A 12,137-nucleotide genomic window follows, 5' to 3' on the forward strand; every position below is an offset into this window, starting at 1 on the left:
GCCGATCACCCGCCGCCGGTAGGCGTTCGTCACCCCGCGTAGGCGACCGGAAACCGGAAATCCGGATCGACCTGCGCCTCGAGGTTCTCGCCCGTCGCGCGGTTCGCCCAGCTCCGCGCGTTCTTGACGTGGAACTCGACGGCCTGGCGCTGGTACTTGTCCCAGTCCTTGACGCGGGCGTCCACCTCGGCGCGCATGCGGTCGAGGGCGGCGGTGTTGGCGTCCTCCAGCGCGACGCCGTCCCGGCCCTGCTCCACGGCGCGGACGGCGGCGGACTGCCCGACCCACGTCAGCAGGTCGTCCCCGACGTGTTCGCGGAGGTAGGCGACGTCGTCCTCGGTCTGGACCTTGTTGCCGACGACGCGGATGGCGACGTCGTAGTCGCGGGCGTACTCGGTGTACTGCCGGTAGACGCCGACGCCCTTGCGGGTGGGCTCGGCGACCAGGAACATCAGGTCGAACCGCGTGAACAGCCCGGACGCGAACGTGTCGGCGCCCGCGGTCATGTCGACGACGACGTACTCGCCGGGACCGTCGACGAGGTGGTTGAGGTACAGCTCGACCGCGCCCGTCTTGGAGTGGTAGCAGGCGACGCCGAGGTCGTCGTCGTTGAACGGCCCGGTGGCGAGCAGCGTGACGCCGCCGACCTCCTGGCCCGCCGCGTGGATCGGGTCGTCGCCGCGGAAGCGGAGCAGCCGCGAGCCCGCGCCGGGCGGGGTCGTCTTGACCATGCTGGACGCCGAGGAGACGCGCGGGTTGTCGCCGCGTAGGTACTCCTTGATCTCGGTGAGCCGGTCGCCCAGGGCGGGGATCTTGGCGGCGCGGTCCTCGTCCAGGCCGAGCGCGACGCCGAGATGCTGGTTGATGTCGGCGTCGACGGCCACCACGGGAAATCCGCGCCCGGCGAGGCGCCGGACGAACAGCGACGACAGGGTGGTCTTGCCGCTGCCGCCCTTTCCCACGAACGCAACCTTCACGAAAACCCCATTTCGGAAATGAAAACCGTAACCGTTGTTCCTTCGGGGTCACGAGTCTGGCAAGCCCGGGAGTACCCGCGCAAGCGGAAACCCCGAACCGAAAATTCACCCGGCGCGAGCACCCGGCGCGAACGCCGTGCGAGGCGGCCCGAGCCCTGTGAACAGGCCGGTTCCCCTCGCCGTGTCCAACGCCGGGACGCCGCCGGGCCCGGGAGCGAAGACGAATCGGCCACGGCGAGCAACCTCGGCGCGGCCTCGCGGGTGTCATAGGCGTGGAAACAGAAGAAGCGGTAGCCCGCGGCGGCGGTCCCGGAGGCGGGGACGATCCGGCGGCCATGCTCACCGCGCTGTTCGCGGACCATCACGTGTCCCTCGTCCGGCTGGCGCTGCTCGTCGTCGGCGACCGGCCGACGGCCGAGGACGTCGTCCAGGACGTGTTCACCGCCATGCACGCCAGGCTGGAGCGGCTGCGCGACCACGACCGGATGCTCCCCTACGCGCGCCGGGCCGTGGTCAACAAGTGCCGCACCGTCCTGCGGCGGCGGAGGCTCGCGGGCCGCCTGCACCGCCACTACGAGCCGCCCGTCTGGTCGGCCGAGTCCGCGGCGCTGCTCGGCGAGGAGCACCGGGAGGTGCTGGCCGCCCTGCGGGAGCTGCCGGACCGCCAGCGCGAGGTCCTCGTCCTGCGGTTCTACCTCGGCCTGGACGAGGCCCAGATCGCCGAGGCCGCCAGGATCTCCCGCGGCACCGTGAAGTCGACGTCGTCGCGGGCGCTGGCCGCGCTCGCCGCCAGGTTGGGGGAGGAAGAATGAGCCAGATCGAGGACCGGCTCGGCCGGGCGCTCGACGCCGCCGCCGAGACGGTGCGGCCCGAGGACCTCAGACCGCTTGCGGCACCCGAGGCCGGAACGTCCCGCCGCCGGGCGGCCCGCCAGTGGGCGCCGGTCGCCGCCGTGCTCATGGTCGTCATGGTCGTGGCCGGAGCCGTGCTGGTGACCAGGCAGAACGATCAGGCTCCGGATAAGCGGCCGGTGTCGGCGGCGACGCGCTACCTGCTCGCGCTGCCCCCCGCCGAGGGTCCGGACGTCCACGACCGGGCCCGGATCGTCGACCCGCACTCCGGACGCTCGCTCCAGGAGGTGTCCGTCCCGCGCGGTGTGGGGCGCTGGTCGGGGGCGGCGGGCACCGCCGACAACCGGACCTTCTTCCTGCTGGGCTCCCCCGGCGACGGCGAGGACGGGCCGGACCGCCTGTACCGCCTGCGCATCGACGACCGCGGCCGCACCGTCGCGCTCGACCGGCTGCCCGGCGGCGACCTCCCCGGCATGTCCGTCGGGCGCCTGACGGCCTCCGCCGACGGCGGCACCCTGGCGTTCACGGTCGACGCGAGCAAGGGGCCGGACCGTCCGGGCGTGGCCCTGACCGTGCAGAAGGTCGCGAGCGGGCACCGTAGGGCCTGGGACCTGACGGGATACGCCGAGTACCTGTCCTTGAGCGCGGACGGCCGCCGGCTGGCCTTCGCGTGGTTCTCCTCGCCCCACGGCGACGGCGTCCGGGTGCTGGACGTCGACACGCTCGCCGGGGACCCGGCCGCCTGGGGACGTCCCGTCGTGTCCGTCCCCGGGCCGCTGGACGAGGTGAGGAACCTGTGGCTGCGGGCGGACGGGCGGAGCCTCCTCGTGGAGTCCGCGCAGACGTCGCGCGCGAGGCTCGTGGAGGTGGCCCCCGCCACCGGCGCGGTCACCGGCACGGTGCTGGAGCGGACGGCGTTCAACGTCTTCTGCCGCTCCGCCGACGGCCGCTACCTCCTTCTGACCACCGGTACCAAGATGCAGTGGCTCGATACCCGGGGCGGCCGTGCCGTCCCCGTCCGCGACACCGGGAACGTCACGGGCAGGGAGGTCGTCTGCTGATCGCGACCGTCCCCCGGGATCAGCGGACGGCGGCGGCCGGGTCGAAGCCGAAGGGCAGTTCGAGCCGGTGCTCGGCGAGCAGGCCGGCGTCGGTCAGCAGGTCCCGGGTCGGACGGTCCGCGGCGATGACGCCGCCGGACAGGATCACCGAGCGCGGGCACAGCTCGGCCGCGTAGGGCAGGTCGTGCGTGACCATCAGGACGGTCACGTCCAGGCTCAGCAGGATCTCGGCCAGCTCGCGGCGACTCGCCGGATCGAGGTTGGAGGACGGCTCGTCCAGCACGAGGATCTCCGGCTCCATCGCGAGGACGGTCGCGACGGCGACGCGGCGCCGCTGCCCGAACGACAGGTGCTGCGGCGGGCGGTCGGCGACGTCCAGCATGCCGACGCGGGTCAGCGCGTCCCGGACCCGGCGGTCCAGCTCGGCGCCGCGCAGGCCGAGGTTGGCGGGGCCGAACCCGACGTCCTCCCGGACGGTCGGCATGAAGAGCTGGTCGTCGGGGTCCTGGAAGACGATCCCGACGCGGCGGCGGATCTCCCGCAGCGCCTTCTTGTCCTTCGGATCGACGGCCAGGCCGCCGACCCGCACCGCGCCGAGGCCGCCGTGCAGGATGCCGTTCAGGTGCAGGACGAGCGTCGTCTTCCCGGCCCCGTTCGGCCCGAGGAGGGCGACGCGCTCGCCGCGCCCGATGGTCAGGTCGACGCCGTAGAGCGCCTGCGTGCCGTCGGGATAGGCGTAGGCGAGGCCCGTCACCTCCAGCGACGGCGGCGCTTGCGCGGTCATGGGACCATCCAAGCAGCCAGCGTCACGAGGGCGGCGGCGAGGGGCAGCGCGGCGGCGGCCGTCCACTGGACGGCGGTCGCGCCGACGTCGTGCGTGACGGGCATCCGCCCGTCGTAGCCGCGGCTCACCATGGCCAGGTGGACGCGCTCGCCCCGCTCGTACGAGCGCAGGAACAGCGCCCCGACCGACTTCGCGAGCACCCGCGTGGCGCGGACGTCGCGGGCCTCGAAGCCGCGCGACACCCGCGCGACCTTCATCCGCCCGAGCTCGGCGGTGACGACGTCGCCGTAGCGCAGCATGAACGTCGCGATCTGCGTGATGAGCTGCGGCATCCGCAGCCGCTCGATGCCGAGGAGCAGCAGCCGGGGCTCGGTGGTGGCGGCGAGCAGGATCGACGCGACGACGCCGAGCGTCCCCTTGGCGAGGATGTTCCAGGCGCCCCACAGCCCGCTCTCGCTGAGCCGCAGCCCCAGCACGCTGATCTTCTCGCCGTTCGCGACGAACGGCATGAGGAACGCGAACGCGACGAACGGCACCTCGATCACGATGCGCCGCGCGACCGTCGGGAAGGGGACGCGGGCGGTCGCGGCGACGGCCGCCAGCAGCACCGCGTACACGCCGAACGCCCAGATCCGCTCCCGCGGCGTGGCGACGACCAGCAGCACGAACGCGAGGACGGCGACGAGCTTGCACTGCGGCGGCAGGCGGTGCACCGGCGACGTGCCGGGCACGTACAGCCGGTGCGCGTGCCCGGCGCCCATCAGCCCTTCCGGGACGGTTCGGCGGACGCCTTCGCCTGCTCCGGAGCGGCGGCGGCGCCGCGCCGCCGGACGGCCCAGAACAGCCCCCCGCCGACCAGCAGGACGGCCCCGACGCCGATCACGCCGGACAGCCCGCCCGACAGCCGCGCGTCGTCGACGCCCTTGACGCCGTAGTCGCCGAGCGGCGAGTCCTTGAGGGAGTGGTCCTTCTCCTTGGCGGAGATGCCCTTGTCGGCCGCGACCTTCTCCAGCCCGTCCGGGTTGGCGCTGGCGTAGTAACTGACGATCCCGGCGAGGATGAGCGAGACGATCAGGAACCCCGCGAAGAACCTCTTGGTGGTCATCGGAACGCTCCTCTCAGACCCGGGACGGCTCGGCCGGCCCGTCGGCGGAACCGGCGGCGGGACGTCCGGCGGTGCGCAGCTCCAGCGGCTTGATCAGCCCGCGCGCCCCGTAGACGAGGTCGGGCCGGACGGCGAGCACGCTCGACACCGTCACCGCCGTGATCAGCGCCTCGCCGATGCCGATCAGCACGTGCACGCCGATCATCGCGGTGGCGACCTTGCCGATCGACACGTCCGCCGTCCCGCCGAGGGCGTAGATGAACGTGAACATGACGGCGGCGGCGGGCACCGAGACGACCGCGGCGGCGAACGACGCCCCGGCCACCGAGGCCCGCGTCTTCGGCAGCACGCGCACCAGCAGCCGGAACAGCCCGTACCCGACGATGACCGTGGCCAGCGCCATCGTGGTGATGTTGACGCCGAGCGCGGTGAGGCCGCCGTCCGCGAACAGGAGCGCCTGCATGAGCAGGACGACCGATACGCACAGGATGCCCGTGTAGGGCCCGACGAGGATCGCGGCGAGCGTCCCGCCGAGCAGGTGCCCGCTCGTCCCGGACGCGACCGGGAAGTTGAGCATCTGCGCGGCGAACACGAACGCGGCGGTCAGCCCTGCGAGCGGCGCCGTGCGGTCGTCGAGCTCCCGCCTGGCGCCGCGCAGCGCGATCCCCACCCCGACGACAGCGACCGCACCGGTCGCGACCGACACCGGCGCATCGATGAATCCGTCCGGTACGTGCATGCTTCACCGCCCCTACCCGTTTTCGATAGGACCAGTTTGAAGGCATCGACCTAGTAGTTGCAACTAAGTCGCAACTACGTCACCGTGGCGGCACCCTCCGATGCCCCGGCGCCCTCCCCGGTCAGTCGAAGATCGGGTCCCTGGTGCGGGTCCGCTTGAGCTCGAAGAAGCCGTCGGTGGACGCGACCGCCAGGACGCCGTCGAAGAGCTTTACGGCGGCCTCGCCGCGCGGGATCGGGGTGACGACCGGGCCGAAGAAGGCGTGCCCCTCGACCTCGATCACCGGGGTGCCGACCTCCTGGCCGACCCGGTCGATGCCGTCCTTGTGGGACGCGCGGACCGCCTCGTCGAAGTCGGTCGACTCGGCCGCCGCGGCGAGCGACGGGTCCAGCCCGGCCGCCGTCAGCGACGCCTCCAGGAACTCGCGGTCGAACTTCTGCCGCTCGTGGTGGCGGCGGGTGCCCATCTCCGTGTAAAGGCGTCCTAGAACCTCAGGGCCGTACTTCTGCTCGGCGGCGATGCAGACGCGCACCGGCTTCCAAGCGTCCTTGAGCCCGCGGCGGTAGTTCTCGGGGATGTCCTTGTCCTCGTTGAGGACGGCGAGGCTCATCACATGCCAGCGCACGTCGATCGGGCGCTGCCGCTCCACCTCCAGGATCCACCGGGACGTGATCCACGCCCACGGGCAGAGGGGGTCGAACCAGAAGTCCACCGGCGTGCGCGCGTCGGTCGTCAACGTCTGCCTCCTTGGCCTGTACCAGGTACGTGAATGCGACAACCGGGGGCCGCCCGTCCTGATTCCCGGCCGCGCGAGGGACCCCAAGACCGTGGCGGGGCGGGCCGGATCGCCGTCCGGTTGGTAGACATGGGGGCACCAGACGATAAAGCCGACCGAGGAGTTCATGTGGCAGGCAACCTCACGCGCGACGAGGCGCGGGAAAGGGCCCGGCTGCTCGCCGTCGAGTCGTACACGGTCGAACTGGACCTGACGACGGGCAGTGAGCGGTTCGGCTCCACCACGGTGGTGCGGTTCGGGAGCGCCGAGACCGGCGCGTCGACGTTCATCGACCTGCACGGCGCCGTCGTGCGGGAGGTGACGCTGAACGGGAACGCGCTGGACCCCGCGTCCTACGACGCCGAGAAGGGGCGCGTCCCGCTGCCCGGCCTCGCCGCCGACAACGAGCTCCGCGTCGTCGCCGACTGCGCGTACTCGCGCTCGGGTGAGGGCCTGCACCGGTTCGTGGACCCGGTCGACGACAGCGTCTACCTCTACACGCAGTTCGAGACGGCCGACGCGCACCGGATGTACACCTGCTTCGACCAGCCCGACCTCAAGGCCACCTTCGAGCTGACCGTCAAGGCGCCCGAGGACTGGGAGGTCGTCACGAACGAGGCCGCCGAGTCGGCCGAGGGCGGGACGTGGCGCTTCGCGCCCACCCCGAAGATCTCCACGTACATCACGGCGCTCATCGCGGGGCCGTACCACGTCGTCCGGGACGAGTACCGCCGCGCCGACGGCACCGCCATCCCGCTCGGCGTGTACTGCCGGGCGTCGCTCGCCGAGCACCTCGACGCGGACGCCATCGTCGACGTCACCCGCCAGGGCTTCGCCTACTTCGAGCGGGTGTTCGGCCGCGCGTACCCGTTCGGCAAGTACGACCAGCTCTTCGTCCCCGAGTTCAACGCGGGCGCGATGGAGAACGCGGGCGCGGTGACCTTCCTGGAGGACTACGTCTTCCGTTCGAGGGTCACGGACGCGGCGTACGAGCGCCGCGCCGAGACGATCCTGCACGAGATGGCCCACATGTGGTTCGGCGACCTCGTCACCATGCGCTGGTGGGACGACCTATGGCTGAACGAGTCGTTCGCCACGTACATGAGCGTCCTGTGCCAGGCGGAGGCCACGAAGTGGAAGGGCTCGTGGACGACGTTCGCGAACCTGGAGAAGGCGTGGGCGTACCGGCAGGACCAGCTGCCGTCCACGCACCCGATCGCCGCCGACATCCCCGACATCCGCGCGGTCGAGGTGAACTTCGACGGGATCACCTACGCCAAGGGCGCGTCCGTGCTGAAGCAGCTCGTCGCCTACGTCGGCCTGGACAACTTCCTGGAGGGCGTGCGGGGCTACTTCGACCGGCACGCGTGGGGCAACACCGTCCTGACGGACCTGCTGGGCGCGCTGGAGGAGAGGTCCGGGCGCGACCTCGCCGCGTGGTCGAAGGAATGGCTGGAGACCGCCGGGGTCAACACCATGCGCCCCGAGTACGAGGTCGACGCGGACGAGAACTTCACGTCGTTCACCGTCCTGCAGGAGGCGAAGCCCGACTACCCGACGCTGCGCTCGCACCGCCTCGCCATCGGGCTCTACGACCGGACGGACGAGGGGCTCGTCCGGCGTGAGCGGGTGGAGCTGGACGTGGTCGGCGCCCGCACCGACGTGCCGCAGCTCGTCGGGCGCAAGCGGCCCGACCTCGTCCTGGTCAACGACGACGACCTCACCTACGCCAAGATCCGGCTGGACGAGCACTCGCAGCGGACGCTGGTCGAGCACATCGGCGAGATCAAGGAGAGCCTCCCCCGGGCGCTGTGCTGGTCGGCGGCGTGGGACATGACCCGCGACGCCGAGATGGCCACCCGCGACTACATCCGGCTGGTCGCCAAGGGCATCAGCGGCGTCACCGACATCTCGGTCACGCAGACGCTGCTGCGGCAGGCGCGGACGGCCGTCCAGCAGTACGCCGACCCCGGGTGGCGCAAGGAGGGCCTCGCGCTGCTCGCGGACACGCTGTCGGCGCTCGCCCGCGACGCCGAGGCGGGCTCGGACTTCCAGCTCGCCTACACGCAGGCGTTCGCGGCGTCGGCGGTGTCCGACGAGCACCTGTCCTTCGTGCAGGGGCTGCTGGACGGCTCCCAGGTCCTCGACGGCCTCACCGTCGACACCGACCTGCGCTGGTCGCTGCTGCGCCGCCTCGTCATCACCGGACGGGCGGGCCAGGCCGAGATCGACGCCGAGCACGAGCGCGACCGGACGGCCGCGGGCGAGCGGCACGCCGCCGCGTGCGCGGCCGCGATCCCGTCCGCCGAGGCCAAGTCCGCCGCGTGGGACCGGATCGTGTCCGGCGACCTGCCGAACGCGGTGTACCGGGCGACGCTCGGCGGGTTCGTCGAGCCCGACCAGGCCGCGCTGCTCGTCCCCTACGTCGACCGGTACTTCGCCGAGGTCGGGCGGGTGTGGAAGGAGTGGTCCAGCGACATGTCGCAGACGTTCGCCGAGGCCGCCTACCCGTACCTCGTGATCGAGCAGTCCACGATCGACCGCACCGAGGCGTATCTGGCCGACGAGAAGCCACCGCCCGCGCTCGCCCGGCTGCTGTCGGAGGGACGCGACGGGGTGGCCCGCGCGCTGCGCGCCCGCGCGAAGGACGCCACCGCGTCCTGACCCGGCCTGACCCCGTATGTATGACCCTGTGCAGGTGCCCCGTGACCGTGCGATCGTTACATGGTCACGGGGACGGCGGCACCGCCGGGGCCATGGGGAGGGGTCGATGTGAAGACGGCTCGGGACGTTCTCACCGCGCTGGCGCGCCGGTACGCCTTCGGCGACCTGGAGGCCCTGATCGCGCAGGGCGCCCTCGGGCCGGCCGGCCGATCCACCGGGGTCGCGGCGCTCTGCGCGTTCGGGCAGCGCGTCCTCGACCTCGACGCCGAGGACTTCGGCATGCCCGAGGACGTCGGCGAGGTCCCGCCCGACCTGCTCGACCGGGCGCGGGCCAGCCGGATGCCGCAGACCGCGCGGGAGCGGCCGCGCGGGGCGCTCGCCAGCCTGCGTCCCGCGTACTCGCTGCTGCTGGAGGTCATCGCGGTCCGCTGGTACCGGCGGGACATGGCGGCGCTGGTCGCCGCCGTGCACATCGCCAGCGAGTACCTGCCGATGCTCGCCTGGGAGCCGGTCCTCGGGCACGCCGGCGACCCGGCCAGGATCGGCGCGGCGGTGAACGGCGAGGGCAGCCGGTTCGGCGTCCCCGTCGACCCCGGGTCGCCGCGGATGTGCGACCACACCCGGCCGGAGCGCGCCGCCTGCGAGCGGACGCTCCGCGTGTCGCGGGAGCCGGGGCCGGGCTGGCGCGCCTACCTGGACCGCCAGCACAGCCAGGTCGCCGCCGCGCTCGGCGACTGCGCGGCCCGCTGCCGCACCCCCTGCACGGTCGTGACCCGGCTGGACGACCTCGTCCGCGCCGACCTCGCCGGCCGGTGCCGGCTCGCCGCCGACTTCACCGACGGCGCGCTCGTCAAGCTCCGGCACGCCGCCCCGGTCGGGCACGGGTTCGGGGTGCCGTCGCCGGAGGAGGTCCAGTCGGCGTGGGCGCGGGCCCGCACGTCGCTCGCGCACCAGCCGGTGGGCAAGGCGGCCCTGGCGGGCGCGGACGACGACCCCTATCCGCTTCCCGGCCTGCCCGCGCTGTTCTCGGCGATCGCCGCCGCCGACCTGCGTCCCGACACGCTGCTCCACGACGTCACGAAGCGGATCACTTCGGCGCTCGGCTGAAGAGGTTCAGCGCGCGGGCGTCGAGGTCCTCCAGCAGGACGGGCGTCCCCTCCGCGTCGGCGAGGGGCACGCGCCAGTTCGGGTACTCGTCGGTGGTGCCGGGCTGGTTCTGGGTGCGGCGCTCCCCCACGGCGTCGGCGAGGGAGATGCCGACGAGGCGGGCCGGGGTGCGGGTCAGGAAGTCGTGGAGCGCCGTCACGATCCGCTCGTCGTAGGCGGTGGAGCCGTCCGCTAGGGCCCGCATGACCTCTTCGGGCGCGGCGTCCAGCAGGCCCTCCCCGTGCAGGACGTCCAGCCAGCCGGAGAGCGCGCGGCGGTGGTCGTCCTCCTCGTCGGCGCGGGGACGGGTGAGGAGTCCGAGCCGGTCGCGCAGCTCGATGTGGTCACCGTGGACGAACCCGGTGATCGGCGGCATGTCGTGCGACCCGACCGTGGCGAGGGACGCCTCGCGCCACCGCTCCGCCGGTTTCGGACGCCCCGACCCGTCGCGCTCGAACCAGAGCAGGGACGTGCCGAACACGCCCCGCCTCGTCAGCTCGTCGCGCAGCCCTTGCTCGACGGTGCCGAGGTCCTCCCCGACCACCACCGCGCCGAACCGCTCCGCCTCCCACGTCAGGCAGCCGAGGAGCGCGTCGCGGTCGTAGCGGACGTAGGTGCCGTCCGCCGGGGACGCGCCCTCCGGCACCCACCACAGCCGCGACACCTGCATGGCGTGGTCCAGGCGGATGCCGCCCGCGTGCCGGAGCGCCGCCGCCGCGAGCTCCCGGAACGGCGCGTAGCCGCCGCGGGCGAGCGCGTCCGGGCGCCACGGCCGCTGGCCCCAGTCCTGGCCGCGCTGGTTGAACTCGTCGGGCGGCGCGCCGACGCTCATCCCCGGCGCGTACAGGGACTCGTCGGCCCACGTGTCGGCGCTGCCGTGAGGGACGCCGACCGCCAGGTCGTGGACGATCCCGACCGCCATCCCCGCGTCCAGCGCCGCCCGCTGCGCCGCCGCGAGCTGGCCGTCCAGCCGCCACTGGAGCCATTCGTGGAACCGGGCGCGGGCGTGCCGGGACGGGTCGTCCATGACCGCGTGGTCGCCCGCCCGCCGGAGCGCGGCCGGCCAGCGCCGCCAGTCGGACGTCCCCTGCTCCTCGCTGATCGCGCACCAGGTCGCGAAGCGGGCGAGGGCCGGGCCCTCCCGGCGGCGGAACTCGTCGAAGAGCGGGTCGGGGGCGTCCCGGCGGGCGCGGTACATCGTCTCGAAGGCCGCGAGCTTGGCCGCCCAGACCGCGTCCCGGTCGAGCAGGCCCGTGCCCGCGCGCAGTGCGGCGGCGGTCGCCGCGAACCGCTCCCGGTCGTCGGCGGGCAGCGCGGCGTACTCGGGCATGTCCTCGACCCGCAGGTAGAGCGGCGAGGGGAAGCGGCGGCTCGCGGGCGAGTACGGGGACGGCCCGACCGGCGGGACGGGCTCGGTCGCGTGCAGCGGGTTGACCAGGACGAAGCCCGCGCCGAGCGTCCGTCCGGACCAGGCCGCGAGGTCGGCCAGGTCGCGCAGGTCGCCGAGCCCCCAGGACGCGCGCGAGCGCACCGAGTAGAGCTGCGCCGTGAACCCCCACGCGCGCGGCGGCGGCCCGAGCGCCGCGGGCGCCACCAGCAGTTGGACATGGACCGGATGCCGGTCGCGGAGGCGGCGGACGCGCAGCCGGTGCCAGCCGGACGGCACGTCGACCCGCTGCTCCAGCGGCTCGAACCCCAGCCCCGGCGGCTCGCCGCCGCCGATCTCGATCTCGACCTCGGCGTCCTCGCCCTGCCCGAGGTAGCGGCGGAGCTCGGCGAGGATGGGACCGGTCGCACCGCCGTCCCCGCGCCGGACGACGAGGGTCGGCGGCAGCGCGTCCTCCCGCGCCCGCTCCCGTTCCAGCGCGTCCCGGACGCCGGCCGGGGACGAGGCGTCCACCCCGAGCGCGGCCAGCACCGCGACGAGCGTGTCCGGCGCGACGGCGACCTCGCGCCCCCGCCAGTCGTCGTACCGGGTCGCGACGCCGTGGTACTCGGCCAGCCTGGTCAGTTCGTCGGCCATCCCTGCACCATG

General features: G+C 73.4%; 11 protein-coding genes. 4 read left to right on the forward strand and 7 right to left on the reverse strand.

What is annotated here, in order from left to right; translation table 11 throughout:
* Positions 1-29 precede the first annotated feature (29 nt).
* Positions 30-977: an ATP-binding protein gene (locus tag FXF68_RS00535; RefSeq protein ID WP_187437635.1), complete on the reverse strand. Its 948-nt coding sequence runs from the start codon at positions 975-977 to the stop codon at positions 30-32.
* 272 nt (positions 978-1,249) lie between these two features.
* Between FXF68_RS00535 and FXF68_RS00540 the strand changes: the two genes are divergently transcribed.
* Together FXF68_RS00540 and FXF68_RS00545 are read left to right on the forward strand one after the other, a co-directional pair.
* On the forward strand, positions 1,250-1,789 hold the full coding sequence (locus FXF68_RS00540) for a sigma-70 family RNA polymerase sigma factor (protein ID WP_246178066.1): 540 nt from the start codon (positions 1,250-1,252) through the stop codon (positions 1,787-1,789).
* Positions 1,786-2,889, forward strand: coding sequence for a TolB-like translocation protein (locus FXF68_RS00545; RefSeq protein WP_148756852.1), 1,104 nt, complete (start codon positions 1,786-1,788; stop codon positions 2,887-2,889). The genes FXF68_RS00540 and FXF68_RS00545 overlap by 4 nt, the downstream gene beginning before the upstream one ends.
* Positions 2,890-2,908: 19 nt before the next feature.
* Here FXF68_RS00545 and FXF68_RS00550 read toward each other — a convergent pair whose 3' ends face one another.
* The 5 genes from FXF68_RS00550 to FXF68_RS00565 form a co-directional block, all read right to left on the reverse strand.
* Positions 2,909-3,673 (reverse strand): energy-coupling factor ABC transporter ATP-binding protein, encoded by a 765-nt coding sequence (locus FXF68_RS00550; protein ID WP_148756853.1) that lies wholly within the window; start codon positions 3,671-3,673, stop codon positions 2,909-2,911.
* The gene (cbiQ, locus tag FXF68_RS00555; RefSeq protein ID WP_148756854.1) at positions 3,670-4,434 is read right to left on the reverse strand and encodes a cobalt ECF transporter T component CbiQ; all 765 of its coding nucleotides are present in this window, start codon (positions 4,432-4,434) and stop codon (positions 3,670-3,672) included. Before cbiQ ends, FXF68_RS00550 begins: the two co-directional genes overlap by 4 nt.
* The gene (locus FXF68_RS42925) at positions 4,434-4,778 is read right to left on the reverse strand and encodes a PDGLE domain-containing protein (protein WP_222869744.1); all 345 of its coding nucleotides are present in this window, start codon (positions 4,776-4,778) and stop codon (positions 4,434-4,436) included. Before FXF68_RS42925 ends, cbiQ begins: the two co-directional genes overlap by 1 nt.
* 13 nt (positions 4,779-4,791) lie before the next feature.
* A complete protein-coding gene (locus tag FXF68_RS00560) occupies positions 4,792-5,517 on the reverse strand; it encodes an energy-coupling factor ABC transporter permease (protein WP_222869745.1) in 726 nt (241 codons plus the stop codon).
* Between the two features lie 121 nt (positions 5,518-5,638).
* Entirely contained in the window at positions 5,639-6,253 is a 615-nt protein-coding gene (locus FXF68_RS00565; protein WP_246178070.1) for a mycothiol-dependent nitroreductase Rv2466c family protein, read from the reverse strand.
* 168 nt (positions 6,254-6,421) lie between these two features.
* Between FXF68_RS00565 and pepN the strand changes: the two genes are divergently transcribed.
* Positions 6,422-8,956 (forward strand): aminopeptidase N, encoded by a 2,535-nt coding sequence (gene pepN / locus FXF68_RS00570; RefSeq protein WP_148756856.1) that lies wholly within the window; start codon positions 6,422-6,424, stop codon positions 8,954-8,956.
* Positions 8,957-9,064: 108 nt separating this feature from the next.
* The gene (locus tag FXF68_RS00575; protein WP_148756857.1) at positions 9,065-10,063 is read left to right on the forward strand and encodes a hypothetical protein; all 999 of its coding nucleotides are present in this window, start codon (positions 9,065-9,067) and stop codon (positions 10,061-10,063) included.
* Here FXF68_RS00575 and malQ read toward each other — a convergent pair.
* The gene (gene malQ, locus FXF68_RS00580) at positions 10,044-12,125 is read right to left on the reverse strand and encodes a 4-alpha-glucanotransferase (RefSeq protein WP_148756858.1); all 2,082 of its coding nucleotides are present in this window, start codon (positions 12,123-12,125) and stop codon (positions 10,044-10,046) included. The two genes, FXF68_RS00575 and malQ, sit on opposite strands and share 20 nt — an antisense overlap.
* Positions 12,126-12,137: the final 12 nt, after the last annotated feature.

The organism is Actinomadura decatromicini (assembly GCF_008121305.1).
Lineage (GTDB): Bacteria > Actinomycetota > Actinomycetes > Streptosporangiales > Streptosporangiaceae > Spirillospora > Spirillospora syzygii.